At 71.7% G+C, this 14,855-nt stretch carries 14 protein-coding genes and 1 riboswitch; of the genes, 4 read left to right on the top strand and 10 right to left on the bottom strand.

What is annotated here, in order from left to right:
* Positions 1–366: 366 nt before the first annotated feature.
* The gene (locus ACFZBT_RS30360) at positions 367–2,229 is read left to right on the top strand and encodes an AAA family ATPase (protein ID WP_391110134.1); all 1,863 of its coding nucleotides are present in this window, start codon (positions 367–369) and stop codon (positions 2,227–2,229) included.
* A gap of 145 nt (positions 2,230–2,374) precedes the next feature.
* Here ACFZBT_RS30360 and ACFZBT_RS30355 read toward each other — a convergent pair whose 3' ends face one another.
* The 9 genes from ACFZBT_RS30355 to ACFZBT_RS30315 form a co-directional block, all read right to left on the bottom strand.
* Positions 2,375–3,451 carry a CNNM domain-containing protein gene (locus tag ACFZBT_RS30355; RefSeq protein WP_391110131.1) on the bottom strand — a complete coding sequence of 359 codons (1,077 nt, stop codon included), beginning with the start codon at positions 3,449–3,451 and terminating at the stop codon, positions 2,375–2,377.
* Positions 3,448–4,782 (bottom strand): CNNM domain-containing protein, encoded by a 1,335-nt coding sequence (locus tag ACFZBT_RS30350; protein WP_391110128.1) that lies wholly within the window; start codon positions 4,780–4,782, stop codon positions 3,448–3,450. The genes ACFZBT_RS30355 and ACFZBT_RS30350 overlap by 4 nt, the downstream gene beginning before the upstream one ends.
* A 246-nt stretch (positions 4,783–5,028) precedes the next feature.
* On the bottom strand, positions 5,029–5,481 hold the full coding sequence (locus ACFZBT_RS30345; RefSeq protein WP_391110125.1) for a PH domain-containing protein: 453 nt from the start codon (positions 5,479–5,481) through the stop codon (positions 5,029–5,031).
* Positions 5,482–5,494: 13 nt separating this feature from the next.
* Positions 5,495–6,343, bottom strand: a complete 849-nt coding sequence (gene hisG / locus ACFZBT_RS30340) for an ATP phosphoribosyltransferase (RefSeq protein ID WP_391110122.1) — start codon at positions 6,341–6,343, stop codon at positions 5,495–5,497.
* 55 nt (positions 6,344–6,398) lie between these two features.
* Positions 6,399–6,671, bottom strand: coding sequence for a phosphoribosyl-ATP diphosphatase (locus ACFZBT_RS30335; protein ID WP_003988914.1), 273 nt, complete (start codon positions 6,669–6,671; stop codon positions 6,399–6,401).
* 34 nt (positions 6,672–6,705) lie between these two features.
* A complete protein-coding gene (gene ribH / locus ACFZBT_RS30330; protein ID WP_184597131.1) occupies positions 6,706–7,191 on the bottom strand; it encodes a 6,7-dimethyl-8-ribityllumazine synthase in 486 nt (161 codons plus the stop codon).
* Between the two features lie 32 nt (positions 7,192–7,223).
* Positions 7,224–8,564: a bifunctional 3,4-dihydroxy-2-butanone-4-phosphate synthase/GTP cyclohydrolase II gene (locus ACFZBT_RS30325; RefSeq protein ID WP_391110118.1), complete on the bottom strand. Its 1,341-nt coding sequence runs from the start codon at positions 8,562–8,564 to the stop codon at positions 7,224–7,226.
* Positions 8,561–9,205 carry a nicotinamide mononucleotide transporter gene (locus tag ACFZBT_RS30320; protein ID WP_391110115.1) on the bottom strand — a complete coding sequence of 215 codons (645 nt, stop codon included), beginning with the start codon at positions 9,203–9,205 and terminating at the stop codon, positions 8,561–8,563. Before ACFZBT_RS30320 ends, ACFZBT_RS30325 begins: the two co-directional genes overlap by 4 nt.
* Positions 9,202–9,825 carry a riboflavin synthase gene (locus tag ACFZBT_RS30315; protein ID WP_391110112.1) on the bottom strand — a complete coding sequence of 208 codons (624 nt, stop codon included), beginning with the start codon at positions 9,823–9,825 and terminating at the stop codon, positions 9,202–9,204. The genes ACFZBT_RS30320 and ACFZBT_RS30315 overlap by 4 nt, the downstream gene beginning before the upstream one ends.
* A 146-nt stretch (positions 9,826–9,971) precedes the next feature.
* Positions 9,972–10,102: riboswitch (FMN riboswitch) on the bottom strand.
* Positions 10,103–10,356: 254 nt separating this feature from the next.
* Between ACFZBT_RS30315 and ACFZBT_RS30310 the strand changes: the two genes are divergently transcribed.
* Together ACFZBT_RS30310 and ACFZBT_RS30305 are read left to right on the top strand one after the other, a co-directional pair.
* On the top strand, positions 10,357–11,244 hold the full coding sequence (locus ACFZBT_RS30310; protein WP_391110109.1) for an RNA polymerase sigma-70 factor: 888 nt from the start codon (positions 10,357–10,359) through the stop codon (positions 11,242–11,244).
* A 118-nt stretch (positions 11,245–11,362) separates the two neighbouring features.
* On the top strand, positions 11,363–12,139 hold the full coding sequence (locus tag ACFZBT_RS30305) for an NAD(P)H-binding protein (protein WP_391110106.1): 777 nt from the start codon (positions 11,363–11,365) through the stop codon (positions 12,137–12,139).
* Between the two features lie 61 nt (positions 12,140–12,200).
* On the opposite strand, the gene ACFZBT_RS30300 is transcribed toward ACFZBT_RS30305, so the two are convergent.
* Positions 12,201–13,484 (bottom strand): ROK family protein, encoded by a 1,284-nt coding sequence (locus tag ACFZBT_RS30300; protein WP_391110104.1) that lies wholly within the window; start codon positions 13,482–13,484, stop codon positions 12,201–12,203.
* Positions 13,485–13,617: 133 nt separating this feature from the next.
* Here ACFZBT_RS30300 and ACFZBT_RS30295 point away from each other — a divergent pair, with 133 nt between their 5' ends.
* Positions 13,618–14,826: an MFS transporter gene (locus ACFZBT_RS30295; RefSeq protein WP_391110101.1), complete on the top strand. Its 1,209-nt coding sequence runs from the start codon at positions 13,618–13,620 to the stop codon at positions 14,824–14,826.
* Positions 14,827–14,855 lie beyond the last annotated feature (29 nt).

The raw sequence follows: 14,855 nt of genomic DNA, 5'->3' as shown, positions 1-14,855 counted from the left end.
CAGGACTTACGTTCTCAATGTGCGGCCATTCGGAGCCGCCCACAGACGCGAAGCCCCCGGTTGTTCCCCCGTGATCGGGGGCTTCGTTCTGTCTTCTTCCGTTTTTCCGCCTCTCGCGAGCCGCCGAACGCTCACACTCGGTCACCGTGCGTGGGTCAGCCGCATCCGCTCCCACCTCGGCGAACGACCCGTGCGGCACCCTTCGGAGGCGCCGCCCCCGCAGGTACGATGCCCTCGTCGCGACCTACGGACGGTGGCTCCGCGCACCTCGCAACTCCGGTCCGTGGCACAGCGGTTCGAGCAGGGCAGCCGGCTGGGGGACGGCTCGTTGGCATACCGACGGGGGCACGGTTCGTGGGGGACGTGATGGACTTCGGCACGCAGGGCCCGCAGGCCCCGGCCGACCTCGCCTGGCTGCGAGGCGTCGATGCCTACACCATGGGCGCCTATCCGCAGGCGGAGGAGGAGTTCCGCGCCGCCGTGGGGATGGACCCCCAGATGGCCGACGGCTGGCTCGGGCTGCACGCGCTGCGCGTCGACACGACGACCGCGCTGCTCAGGATGTTCCGGCACCGGGACCGCTTCGGGGAGCAGCGCTCCCGCTACCGGCGCACCCTCAACTCCTGGTACTGGCTGGGCTGGTGGGTGCAGCCCGTGCTGGAGAGCCCCCGCGACCTGCTGCTCGCGCACGCCTCCCACTGGCTGGACGGCCGCCATGTCCCCGAGCTGGACCGGGCCCTCGCCGGGCTGCCGCCGGTGGACACCGACGCCCAGGTCCGCTTCCTGCACGCCTGCCGCGCCTATCTGGTCAAGGACTGGGAGCAGCTGGTCCGCCACACCGACCCGCTCGTCGACGACCCGATGCTCGGTATCGAGGCGGGGCTCTTCGGCGGCATGGCCCGGGTCCGTCTGGAGATGTACGGCCAGGCCGAGCCGCTGCTGTCCGCCGCGCTGATGCGCTGCCGCAGCGAACAGCCCCAGCGCAAGGAGCTCCGCTACTGGCTGGCCCGGGCACACGAGGGCACCGGCCGCAGCGCCGCGGCCCTCCCCCTGTACCGGGCCGTGCACCGCGTCGACCCGGCCTTCATGGACACCTCGGCCCGGCTCGCCGCGATCGCCGAGGGCGACGGATACGACGACTCCACCGACCTCGCGGCGATCACGCTGCCGGGCCTCGGCCAGGACGCCGTGGACGGGCCGGACGGATTCGATCCGCTCCTCGGCACCGAGGGCCGCGACCTGAGGCTGCCCGACCTGGAGCCGCCGGGCTCCGCTCCCCTGCCGCCGGTGACGGACCCGGCCGTGCGCGAGAGGTTCTCCCCGGGACCGTCCCTGCCCGCCGGACCCACCGATCCCGCGTTACTGGAGGAGGCACTCGCCGAGCTGGAGCGCATGGTCGGTCTGGAACCGGTGAAACGCCAGGTCAAGGCATTGTCGGCGCAACTGAACATGGCCCGGCTGCGGGCCGGGCAGGGTCTGCCGGTCCAGCCGCCCAAGCGGCACTTCGTCTTCTCCGGCCCCTCCGGCACCGGCAAGACCACCGTCGCCCGTATCCTCGGCCGCGTCTTCTACGCCCTCGGGCTGCTCGGCGGCGACCATCTCGTGGAGGCCCAGCGGGCCGACCTGGTCGGCGAGTACCTCGGCCAGACGGCCGTGAAGGCCAACGAACTGATCGACTCGGCGCTCGGCGGCGTCCTCTTCGTCGACGAGGCGTACTCGCTGTCCAACTCGGGCTACGGCAAGGGCGACGCGTACGGCGACGAGGCGCTCCAGGTACTGCTGAAGCGGGCGGAGGACAACCGCGACCATCTCGTGGTGATCCTGGCCGGCTACCCGGAGGGCATGGACCGCCTGCTCGCGGCGAACCCCGGGCTGTCCTCCCGCTTCACCTCCCGCGTCGACTTCCCCTCCTACCGTCCCCTCGAACTCACCGAGATCGGCAAGGTGCTCGCCGCGGAGAACGGCGACCTCTGGGACGAGGAGGCCCTCGACGAGCTGCGGTCCATCGCCGGGCATGTGGTGGACCAGGGGTGGATCGACGAGCTGGGCAACGGGCGGTTCCTGCGGACGCTGTACGAGAAGAGCTGCGCGTACCGGGATCTGCGGTTGTCCGTGTATCCCGGAGTGTTGGGCAGGGAGGACTTGGCGACGTTGCGGTTGCCGGATCTGATGCAGGCGTACGGGGAGGTCTTGTCGGGGCGGGGGCCGCAGGATCCGTCGGCCATGTGAGTTCATCGGGCGCGGGCCGGTGGGCGCTGGTCGCGCAGTTCCCCGCGCCCCTGAGTGGGTGCCGTGAAGGCCGGTAGAGCTGTGCCACCTGTCCGGGGGCGCGGGGAACTGCGCGACCAGCCCCCACGCGCCCGCAGCCGCACACCTACGAAGCCAACGCCTCCTCACTGCCCCGAGGCTCGGTGACCCGAACCTCCGGAATCTGCCGGTGCGCCGGATCCCGCACCTCCCCCACCAGCAGCTCCAGCACATCCTCCAGCGCGACCAGCCCGAGCACCTTGCCCGACCCGTCGGCCACCTGCGCCAGGTGCGTCGCGGCCCGCCGCATCACCGTCAGCGCGTCGTCCAGCGGCAGCTCGGACCGCAGCGTCGTCATGGGCCGCCACAGCTGCTGCGGCACGGCCCGGTCGGAGTGCTCCAGGTCCAGGACGTCCTTCACATGCAGATAGCCCATGAACGCCCCGGTCTCCGCCACGACCGGGAACCGGGAGTACCCGGTCCGGGCCGTGAGCTCGACGATGCGCCCGGGGGTGACGGACGGGCTGACCGTCACCAGGGACTCGCGCTTGAGCAGGACGTCCGTCACCGGGCGCGAGCCCAGCTCCAGGGCGTCCTCCAGGCGTTCTGCCTCCTCGGGGTCGAGCAGGCCCGCCTGGCCGGCGTCCTCCACCAGCCGGTTGAGCTGCTCGCTGGTGAAGACTGCCTCGACCTCGTCCTTGGGTTCGACGTGGAAGAGCCGCAGGATGCCCTGGGAGACCGCGCCGAGCGCGGCGGTGATCGGCTTGCAGAAGCGCGCGAAGAAGACCAGGCCGGGGCTGAGCCACAGCGCGGCCTTCTCGGGGGCCGCCATCGCCAGGTTCTTCGGGACCATCTCGCCGATGACGAGGTGGAAGAAGACCACCGCGGCGAGGGCGATGACGTAGGTCAGCGGGTGGATCATGCCGTGCGGCAGGTGGACCCACTCGAAGACCGGCTCCAGCAGGTGCGCGACGGTCGGTTCGGCGACCGCGCCGAGGGTGAGGGAGCAGATCGTGATGCCGAACTGGGCCGCCGCCATCATCTGCGGCAGGCGTTCCAGGCCGTAGAGCACCTGCCGGGCCCGGGCGGTGCCGAGGGGTTCGATCTGGCTGCGGCGTACGGAGACGAGCGCGAACTCGGCGCCGACGAAGAAGCCGTTGGCGAGCACGAGCAGCGCGGCGAAGAGAAGTTGGAGCACGCTCATCGGACGGCCTCCACCACGGCGGCCACCGGGGCCGTCCGCACGAGCCGGACCCGCTCCGCGCGGTAGTGGCCGACCTGGCGTACCGACAGCCGCCAGCCGGGCAGCTCCGCCCGGTCGCCGACGGCCGGGATACGGCCCAGCAGATCGGCGATCAGGCCCGCGACGGTCTCATAGGGGCCTTCCGGTACGTCCAGGCCTATGCGCCGCAGGATGTCGACCCGGCAGCTGCCGTCGGCGTCCCAGGCGGGCCTGCCGTCCTCCGGCGGCGCGGAGGCCAACTCTGGCAGGTCGTGACCGTCGTGCTCGTCGCGGACCTCGCCGACGATCTCCTCGACGATGTCCTCCAGCGTGACGACGCCGGCGGTGCCGCCGTACTCGTCGACGACGACCGCGATGGGCTGCTCGCTGCGCAGGCGGGCCAGCAGCGGCCGTACGGGCAGCGTCTCGGGGACGAGCAGCGCCGGGCGGGCGATGCGGCCGACGGGGGTGCGCAGCCGGTCCCGCACGGGCACGGCCAGGGCGTCCTTGAGGTGGACCATGCCGACCACTTCGTCGATCTTCTCCCGGTAGACGGGGAAGCGGGACAGGCCCGTGGCGCGGGTCAGGTTGACCACGTCCTCGGCGGTGGCCGAGGACTGCAGGGCGCTGACCTTCACACGCGGCGTCATCACGTGCTGGGCGGTCAGTTCACCCAGCGACAGGGTCCGCACGAAGAGGTCGGCCGTGTCCTGTTCCAGGGCGCCGGCCCGGGCCGAGTGACGGGCCAGGGAGACGAGTTCGCCGGGGGTGCGGGCGGAGGCCAGCTCCTCGGTGGGCTCGATTCCCAGGGCCCGGACGAGCCGGTTCGCGACGGCGTTGAGGCCGGCGATGACCGGGCGGAAGAGCCGGGCGAAGACATGCTGCGGGCCGGCGACGAAGCGCGCGACCTGAAGCGGCCTGGACACCGCCCAGTTCTTGGGCAGGAGCTCGCCGATCACCATCTGCACGGCGGAGGCCAGCAGCATGCCGACGACGACCGTGACGCCGGAGACGGCTCCCTCGGGTATGCCGATCGAGGTGAACGGGCCGTGCAGCAGCTCCGCGAGCGCCGGTTCGGCGAGCATGCCGACGACGAGGGAGGTGATGGTGATGCCGAGCTGGGTGCCGGAGAGCTGGAAGGACAGTTCCTTGAGTGACTCGACGACGCGGTGGGCGCGCCGGTCGCCCTCGGCGGCGGCCTTCTCGGCCTCGGGCCGCTCGACCGTCACGAGTCCGAACTCGGCCGCCACGAAGAATCCGTTGGCGAGAATCAGCAGGAACGCGGCTGCCAGGAGCAGCAGGGGGGTGGTCATGATGCCGCCGCCTCCACACGGTCGCGTACCTCGAGAACGAGGTACGCGCTATGTCGGCAGGGGGCGGCGCAGGTACTACAGGACGATCCGTCCATCGCCGGAGAGGGTCACTCCTCGGTTAGCAGGGGCCTCGGTGCACCGGGCGGGGCAGCAGAGGCGGAGGCGCATCCGTACACGCCTCCGCCAACAGATTAATCAAGACACGGCCCGGTGCGGCAGTGGCGACCGCCCAATGGTTTCCCCGAGTCAGCTCCGCTGCCGCTCGTCCGCCGCGGAACGGGCCTCGGCGAGGGCCCGCAGGGCCCGGGCGTCGGCGATGGCCCGCTGCCTCGCGATACCCGGCTGAATACCGAGGACAGGCAGGCTGGTGCCGTCGCTGAGGTTGAGGAACACCCAGGGGTCGCCGGGCCGGAGGGTGACCTGAAGGATCTCGGCCCACTCCAGCCGGCGCTTATTCGTGAGGTTCACCACGGTGACGCCGGACTCGTCGGCGACGACCTTGGGCCGGGCCAGCAGGAGCAGCACCGCGTCCAGCAGCAGCGCCGTGACGACGAAGCTGAGGCGCTCGGCGGGGCTGAGCTGCTTCAGCAGCATCGCGACGGCCGTGATCACGACCAGGATGGCGACGGCGGCGGAGAGCAGCACCGCTCGGGTGCTGCCCGGCCGGAAAGTGACGGGCAGAGTGGGCAGATCGGACATCGCTGTACGCCCCTCAGAGACGGCAGGCGTGGATGGCCGTGGTCAGGATGGCTCGGGCGCCGATGTCGTAGAGGTCGTCCATGATGCGCTGCGCCTCCTTGGCGGGGACCATCGCGCGGACGGCGACCCAGCCCTCGTTGTGCAGCGGGGAGACGGTCGGCGACTCCAGGCCGGGGGTGAGGGCGACGGCCTTCTCGAGCTGCTCCACGCGGCAGTCGTAGTCCATCATCACGTACGTGCGGGCGACCAGGACGCCCTGGAGGCGGCGCAGGAACTGCTGCACCTTGGGGTCGTCGGCGTCCGCGCCGGTGCGGCGGATCACGACGGCCTCGGACTTCATGATCGGCTCGGCGACGACCTCGAGGCCCGCGTTGCGCAGCGAGGTGCCGGTCTCGACAACGTCCGCGATGACCTGGGCGACGCCGAGCTGGATGGCGGTCTCGACGGCGCCGTCGAGGTGGACGACGGAGGCGTCGATGCCGTGGTCGGCGAGGTGCGCCGCGACGATGCCCTCGTAGGAGGTGGCGACGGTCTTGCCGGCGAGGTCCGCCAGGCCGCCGACGGTGCCGGGCTTGCAGGCGTAGCGGAAGGTGGAGCGGGCGAAGCCGAGCGGGAGGATCTCCTCGGCGTCGGCGCCCGAGTCGATCAGCAGGTCGCGGCCGGTGAGGCCGATGTCGAGCTGGCCGGAGGCGACGTAGATGGCGATGTCGCGGGGGCGGAGGTAGAAGAACTCGACCTCGTTGACCGGGTCGACGATCCGCAGCTCCTTGGACTCCCGGCGCTGCTGGTAGCCGGCCTCATGCAGCATCTCCGCCGCAGGGCCGGACAGGGAACCCTTGTTGGGGACGGCGATGCGCAGCATGAGGTCGGCTTCCTTTGCGTGGTGTCTTACGGGGACGGGTGCGGCGTGCCGCGGCTTACAGGTGGGCGTAGACGTCGTCGAGGGAGATGCCGCGGGCGACCATCATCACCTGGACGTGGTACAGCAGCTGCGAGATCTCCTCGGCTGCCGCTTCCTTGCCCTCGTACTCGGCGGCCATCCAGACTTCGGCGGCCTCTTCTACGACCTTCTTGCCGATGGCATGGACGCCCTTCTCGACCAGCTCTGCGGTGCGGGAAGTGGCGGGATCGCCCTGGGCGGCCTTGTGCTGGAGCTCGGTGAAGAGCTCCTCGAACGTCTTCTTGGACATGGTGACGCTCAGCCTATGCCACCCACGCCTTCCGTCAGCGCCAGGGTTCGGATACCGAGCGGAGGGTGGCCGCGGTCGCCACCGCCGCCGTCACCGCCTCGTGTCCCTTGTCCTCGTTCGAGCCGGGCAGGCCCGCGCGGTCCAGGGCCTGCTCGTCGGTGTCGCAGGTCAGCACGCCGAAGCCGACCGGGACGCCGGTCTCGACCGACACCTGGGTCAGGCCCTGGGTCACGCCCTGGCACACGTACTCGAAGTGGGGCGTGCCCCCGCGGATGACGACGCCCAGGGCGACGATCGCGTCGTAGCCGCGGCCCGCGAGGACCTTGGCGACGACCGGCAGCTCCCAGCTGCCGGGGACCCTGAGCAGGGTCGGCTCGTCGATGCCCAGGTCGTGCAGGGCGCGCAGAGCGCCGTCGACCAGACCGTCCATCACCTTCTCGTGCCACTGTGCCGCGATGACGGCGACCCTGAGGTCACCCACATTGCGTACGGACAGTTCCGGTGCACCCTTGCCGCTCACGTCTCTCCTCAGAGCCTTCTCGCTGTGCTGTCTTACTGGTTGCTGCAGGCCGGCACGGTGGTCGTGTCGAGCCAGGGCAGGTCGTGGCCCATCCGGTCCCGCTTGGTGCGCAGGTAGCGGAGGTTGTGCTCGCCGGCGCTCACGGGCATCGGCACCCGCGCCTCGACGGCGATGCCGTGGCGGACGAGCGCGTCGGTCTTGTCGGGGTTGTTGGTCAGCAGCCGCACACCGCGCACGCCGAGGTCGGCGAGGATCTGGGCGCCGGCGGCGTAGTCGCGGGCGTCGGCGGGCAGGCCGAGTTCGAGGTTGGCGTCGAGGGTGTCGCGGCCGCGCTCCTGGAGTTCGTAGGCGCGCAGCTTGGACATCAGGCCGATGCCGCGCCCCTCGTGTCCGCGCAGGTAGACCACCACTCCCCTGCCCTCGGCCTGGATACGGGCCAGGGAGGCGTCCAGCTGGGGGCCGCAGTCGCAGCGGGCGGAGCCGAAGACGTCGCCGGTGAGGCATTCGGAGTGGACGCGGACGAGGACGTCCTGGCCGTCGCCGATCTCGCCGTGCACGAGGGCGACGTGCTCGACGCCGTCGACGGTGGAGCGGTAGCCGTACGCAGTGAAGGTGCCGTGGGCGGTGGGCAGCCGGGTCTTGGCCTCGCGGCGGACGGTCGGCTCGCTGCCGCGGCGGTAGGCGATCAGGTCCTCGATGGAGATGATCGTCAGGCCGTGCTTGCGTGCGAAGGGGATCAACTCGGGCAGCCGCAGCATCGTGCCGTCCTCGCCGGCGATCTCGACGATCGCTCCGGCCGGGCGCAGGCCCGCGAGGCGGGCGAGGTCGACGGCGGCCTCGGTGTGGCCGTTGCGGGTCAGGACTCCGCCGGGCCGGGCGCGCAGCGGGAAGATGTGGCCGGGGCGGACGAAGTCGTCGGGGCCTGTGACGCCGTCGGCGAGCAGTTGGAGCGTGGTGGCGCGGTCGGAGGCCGAGATGCCGGTGCTCACGCCGTGCGCGGCGGAGGCGTCGACGGAGACCGTGAACGCGGTCTGCATCGACTCGGTGTTGTCCTCGACCATCTGCGGCAGGCGCAGCCGGTCGAGTTCGTCGCCCTCCATGGGGGCGCAGATCAGGCCGCGGCACTCGCTCATCATGAAGGCGACGATCTCGGGGGTCGCCTTCTCGGCGGCGATGACGAGGTCGCCCTCGTTCTCCCGGTCCTCGTCGTCGACGACCACGACCGGACGGCCGGCCGCGATGTCGGCGATGGCCTGTTCGACGGGGTCGAGCGCGAAGTCCTCGATGTCGTCGGTGCCGTACAGGACAGATGTCGAGGGGGTGGCGCAAAGCGCCTCGTTCAGGGTGGTGGCGGGTGACGGGTGGGCGCTCATGCCGGCGCTCCTTCCAGGGTGGGCTGTGCTGCCGCGCGCGAGCGCAGCCACCAGTCGCGCAGGCCCCACAGGACGAGCGCGCCGTAGATGATGTAGACGAAGCCGGAGAAGGCGAAGCCGTTGGCGAAGTTCAGCGGGACGCCGACCAGGTCGACCAGCAGCCAGGCGAACCAGAACTCGACCATGCCGCGGGCCTGGGCGTACATCGCGACGACGGTGCCGACGAAGATGTACGCGTCCGGCCAGGGGTCCCAGGAGAGGGTCGGGAAGGCGGTGAAGAGACCGCCGACCGCGAGGGTGCCGACGGCGGCCGCGGCGGCCAGCGCCCCGCGCTCGCGCCAGGTGGCGAACCGTACGGCGATGGAGCCGTCCTGGGCCTGCTGCCGGCCGCGGTTCCACTGCCAGAAGCCGTAGCCGGCGACGAGCATCACGACGATCTGCTTGCCGGCGCTGCCCGCGAGGTGGGCGGTGGCGAAGGCCGCGAAGAGGATGAGGCCGGAAAGGAACTGGGCGGGCCAGGTCCATATCGAGCGCCGCCAGCCGAAGGCGAGGCCGATCAGACCGATCACGTTGCCGATCATGTCCGACCACTTGATGTGCTGGCCGAAGAGCGAGAAGGCCTCGGAGTTGAGCCAGTTCACCGGTCCGCCCCCCGCACCCGGTCGCCCAGCACCCGGTCGCCGATCATCCGCTCGACGTATTTGGCGATCACGTCCACCTCGAGGTTGACCGGGTCGCCGGGTCCCTTGTGGCCGAGCGTGGTCAGGGCGAGGGTGGTGGGGATGAGGCTCACGGTGAAGTGATCGGCGCCGGCGTCGACGACGGTGAGGCTGATGCCGTCGACGGTGATGGAGCCCTTCTCGACCACGTAGCGGGTGAGGTCCGCGGGGAGGGAGATCTTGACGATCTCCCAGTTCTCGGACGGCCTGCGCTCCAGGATCTGGCCCGTGCCGTCGACATGGCCCTGCACGATGTGCCCGCCGAGGCGTTCGCCGACGGCCATGGGGCGTTCGAGGTTGACGCGGCTGCCGACCGCGAGGGCACCCAGGCTGGAGCGGTTCAGGGTCTCGGCCATCACGTCGGCGGTGAACTCGTCGCCCTCGTGGTCGACGACCGTGAGGCAGACGCCGTTGACCGCGATCGAGTCGCCGTGCTTGGCGCCTTGGGTGACGACGGGACCGCGCAGGCGGAAGCGACAGGCGTCGTCGAGGGTCTCGACGGCGGTGATCTCGCCCAGCTCTTCGACGATTCCGGTGAACACTTCCCGGGTCCTCCTGCCTCTTCGGGCACGGACTCCGGGGCTGTCGATGACGACAGATGTACGAGCAGAGGCACCGGGGGCGACGCCGGACGGAGCCCGCCCCGAGGGGACGGACCTCTTCGGCGGCACGCACGGATGCCTGCCCGCCGCGCACTGCCTCCCATCCGGACTTTAACCGTCGGTCCAGGAATTTCACCTGGTCAACCGATCGCTGGAGGCGATCGGGTCGCGGACTGTAACCGCCGGTTCGGACTTTCACCGACCCCGGAGTGCGCTGCTACTGGTATACGGCCAGTGTGCCACGCCTGATCGACGTTCAAAGAGGCGATCGGTGTGGGCTGCCTCACAGAACGTGGCGCCGCGCTCACCGGTATTGGTACGCACCTATTGACGGTGTGGTCTAGTCCTTTCTAGGGTCGGCTCCAGGGTTGGCACCCCCTCCATGACCGGCCCGGCGGCGGTGACGACGGCCCTTGCCCGTCGCCGGGCCTTCCCAGGCCGGGCGGACGGCGCTCTGGCAGGGTGAGCCCCATGACCACGACGATCGCCGACGAATTCGAGGTCCACCGGCCGAGGTTGTTCTCGCTCGCCTACCGGCTGCTGGGTTCCGCCGCGGAGGCCGAGGACGCGGTCCAGGACGCGTTTCTGCGCTACAGCGGCGCCGACCGTACGGGGATCGAGCATCCGGCGGCCTGGCTCGCCAAGGTCGTCACCAACCTCTGCCTGAACCGGCTGACGTCCGCGCGCGCCCGGCGCGAGCGGTATGTCGGGACCTGGCTGCCGGAGCCGGTGGTAACCGGGGACGACACACTCGGCCCCCTGGAGTCGGCCGAGCAGCGGGACGCCGTGTCGATGGCGATGCTGGTGCTGCTGGAGCGGCTCACGCCGACGGAACGCGCGGTGTACGTGCTGCGGGAAGCCTTCGGGTACGGGCACCGGGAGATCGCCGGGGTCCTGGACCTGAGCGAGGCGAACTGCCGTCAGCTGTACCGGCGGGCCGTACGGCGGGTGGGCGAACCGCAAGCCCGTTTCGAGCCCGCGTCCGAGCAGCAGGAGGAGCTGGTCGCGTCGTTCATCACGGCGGCCCGCGACGGTGACCTGGCCGGGCTGGAGAAGCTGCTCGCGGCCGACGCCACCTGGTGGAGCGACGGTGGCGGCAAGGTCACCGCTGCCCGGTGGCCGATCGAGGGCGGTCCCAGGATCGCCCGGTTCCTGGCGGGCGGGGGCCCGAAGTTCACGGTGGGCCTGGACTTCGTGCCCGTCGAGGTCAACGGTGCGACAGGGCTGGCGACCTGGGCGGGCGACACACTCGTCGGCCTGGCGGCCTTCGAGGTGCGTGACGGGCTGGTCACCGGGGTACGGGCCGTGGTCAATCCCGAGAAGCTGGGATTCGCACGGCGTCAGCTCGCCCGGCCGTAGGCAGGCGCGGTCGCGGGACCGCCGGGTGGGTCTGTCACATTTCGGCGGGGGCGTTCGGTCTCAGTCGGTGAGGGGCGCTCCGGCCGGAGCGCCCGGGCCTTCGAAGGGACTGAACGGCATGACCACGATCCTGGTGACCGGTGGCACCGGAACACTCGGCCGGCTCGTCGCCGAGCGGCTGCGCGCGGACGGGCACGAGGTGCGGGTGCTCAGCCGGCACGCCCAGCCGTACGCGGTCGACCTGATGGAGGGCGGGGGCGCGCTGGCTGCGGCCGTCGCCGGGGTGGACACGATCGTGCACTGCGCGTCGGCGCAGAAGGGCGACGAGCGGGCGGCGGCGAACCTGATCGGGGCGGCGCGCGGGGCCGGGGTGCGGCACTTCGTCTACATCTCGATCGTGGGCGTCGACCAGGTGCCGTTCGGCTACTATAAGAGCAAGCTCGCCGTGGAGCGGCAGGTCGAGGAGTCGGGGCTCGGGTGGACCGTGCTGCGGGCGACGCAGTTCCACGACCTGCTGGTCATGATGCTGCGGGGGCTGTCGAAGCTGCCGGTCCTGTTCCTGCCTGCCGGTGTGCGGGACCAGCCGGTCGAGGTGGCCGAGGTCGCGGACCGGCTGTGCGAGCTGGCGGCGGGTGAACCGGCGGGGCGGGTCGAGGACATGGGCGGGCCGGAGGTACGGACGTTGGAGTCGCTGGCTCGCGCGTATCTCAAGGCGTCCGGCCGGCGTCGCGCGGTGGTGAACGTCCCGCTGTGGGGAGCGGCGTACCGGGGTTTCCGGAGCGGGGGTCATCTGACGCCGCGGCGAGCGGTCGGCACGGGGACGTTCGAGGCGTATCTGGAAGGGCGGTTCGGGGGCGGGCAGGTGCGGACGGGGAGCAGGCGGTCCCGGGCGTAGCGGGGAGGCCCGGGCCTGGCGGAGGTGGGACGAGGCGCGGGAGGTTCAGGCCAGGGGCGTCCTAGCGCTGGATCGGTCGCTCCCCGGGGGTGAAGAGTTCCTCCTGCGCCCGGTCACGGGCCGTGAGGAGGGCGCCGCGCAGGACCGCGCCGCCGCCCAGGGTGGTCGTCCGTACCTCCGTCGGCAGGGGCGTCATCCGGGCGATACGGTCCTGGACCCGTCCGGCGAGCTCCTCGCCACCGGCCTGCCCGACCTCGCCCCCGAGTACCACGCACCCCGGGTCGAGAATCGCCACCACCGAGGCGACCCCGACGGCGAGCCGATCGGCCAGGGCGTCGAGGAAGCGGGCAGCGGGGGCGGCGGACGCGGGCGGGACCAGCAGGTCGTCCCCACCCTCGGGCCGAGATCCTCCACCCTCCGCTTCCCGCACCTGGCCCACCGCGGTCCGCACCACACCCACCGCCGCCCGTACGACTCCCACCGTCGACGCCTCCTGCCCCGGCTCCGCCGGAACCCCGTGCTCCGCCGCCAGGTCCACGACCGCTGCCGATGCGGCCAGGCCGTGGAAGCCGCCCTCGCAGTCCGTCGCGGACGGCAGCGTGGTCGCGCCCGGGACCGGGAGGAAGCCGATCTCGCCGGTGCCGCCCGAGGCACCTCGCCGTAGCGCGCCGTCGAGGACCACGGCCGCGCCCGTGCCGTGGCCCAGCCACAGCAGGACGAACGTCTCCCGGTCCCGGGCGGCGCCGTCGCGCTGCTCGGCCAGCGCCGCGAGGTTGGTCTCGTTCTCGACGCTCACCCGTGTCTCGGGCAGCCGCTCCTGAAGGGCGGCGACCAGACGCCGGTGCCACTCCGGCAGCCCGGAGGAGTCACGGAGTTCGCCGCTGGCCGGGTCGATCAGGCCGGGCGCCCCGATGCCGACGGTGTGCAGCCGGTCGGCGCCGGCCTCCTTCACCACCCGCTCGACCAGCGCGACCGCCTGTTCCACGGCGGGACCCGTCGCCATGTCACCCCCGATGGGCACCGACGCCTCGGCCAGCACCCGGCCCACCAGGTCGGCGACGGCGACCGAGACACCCTCGGTGCGTACGTCCAGCGCGGCGAGGTGCGCCCGGTCGGCGACGATGCCGTACACCTTGGCGTTGGGCCCGCGCCGCTGCTCCCCCGCCTCGCCGACGACCGCGATGAGACCGGCGAGGGTGAGGCGTTCGACGAGGTCGGCGACGGTCGGCCGGGACAGACCGGTCAGCTGCTTCAGCTGCCCTGCCGTCAGCGGGCCCTCCCGCTGGAGCAGACGCAGGGCGAGCCGGTCGTTGATGACCCGGGCGGTGCTCGGGGATGCGGGCATGCCGGGATCCTTCCAGATCGACGGGTCCGTCGGCCGTGGCCCGCCGGGAGACTCTCTTATTATCAGGCAGGGTTCCTGATAGTTTACGCCCGCATGACGTGAGCGCGGCAGAGAGCTGGAGGGGGACCGCAGAATGGGCAACGTGGTCGACGAACTGCGCGAGGTGAAACGGTCCCGGTACGCGGTGGCCGTGGTCTTCGCCGTGCACGGCGCCGTGACCGGCTCGTTCGCCACCCGCGTGCCCTGGATCCAGGACCACGCGGGCGTGAGCGCCGGGCAGCTGGGGATCGCGCTCGCCTTCCCCGCGCTCGGCGCGTCCGTCGCCATGCCGCTCGCAGGCAGCGTCAGCCACCGGTTCGGAGCCCGCAACGCGCTGCGCGGGCTGATCGCCCTGTGGACCCTCTCGCTGGTCCTGCCGTCCCTCGCCCCGAACCTGCTCACGCTCTGCCTGGCCCTGTTCACCTACGGAGCGACGGCGGGCATGGCGGACGTGGCGATGAACGCGCTGGGTGTCGAGGTCGAGAACCGCCTCGGCCGGTCGATCATGTCCGGGCTGCACGGCATGTGGAGCGCGGGTGCCCTGATCGGCTCGGCGGCCGGCACGCTCGCCGCGCACCTCGGCTCGGACGCCCGGCTGCACCATCTGCTGGCCGCCGTGGTCCTCACCGTGATCGGCGTGGTGGCCTGCCAGTGGGTGCTCGACCTCCAGCCCGCCGAGGACGAGGAGCCGCCGCCGAGGTTCGCGCTGCCGCCCCGCTCGGCCCTGCTCATCGGCGCGGTCGGGTTCTGCGCGGTGTTCGCCGAGGGCGCGAGCCTCGACTGGTCGGCCGTCTATCTGCGCGAGCGGCTGGAGACCTCGGCCGGTCTCGCGGCGGCGTGCACCACGGGCTTCACGCTCACCATGGCCATCGCCCGGATCGCCGGTGACAGGATCGTGGACCGCTTCGGTGCCGTGCGGACCGTACGGGTCAGCGGTGTGCTCGCCGTTCTCGGCGGTCTGCTGATCGTGGTCGCGGACCATCCGGCGGTGGCCATGAGCGGGTTCGCGCTGATGGGGCTTGGCATCGCGGTCGTCGTACCGCTGTGCTTCGCGGCGGCGGGCCGCAGCGGCTCGAATCCGAGTCTGGCCATCGCAGGCGTCGCGACCATCACGTACACCTCGGGCCTGATCGCGCCGAGCGCGATCGGCATGCTGGCCCAGGCGACCAGTCTGATGGTGTCGTTCTGCCTGGTGACGCTGCTGTCCTGCGGCCTGGTGGCGTTCGCGCGGGTGCTGCGCCCGGGCGACCGGGTGAAGGCCGGGCGTCCGGAGACGGCGGCGGTTCCCGGCCCGCGGCCCTGAGCGGACCACCCGCCCGGCCGTCCAGGTCA

It is taken from the genome of Streptomyces sp. NPDC008137 (genome assembly GCF_042957035.1).
Taxonomy (GTDB): Bacteria; Actinomycetota; Actinomycetes; order Streptomycetales; family Streptomycetaceae; genus Streptomyces.
The sequence above is the reverse complement of the archived record's forward strand: the minus strand, read 5'-3'. Positions and strand labels throughout refer to the sequence as shown.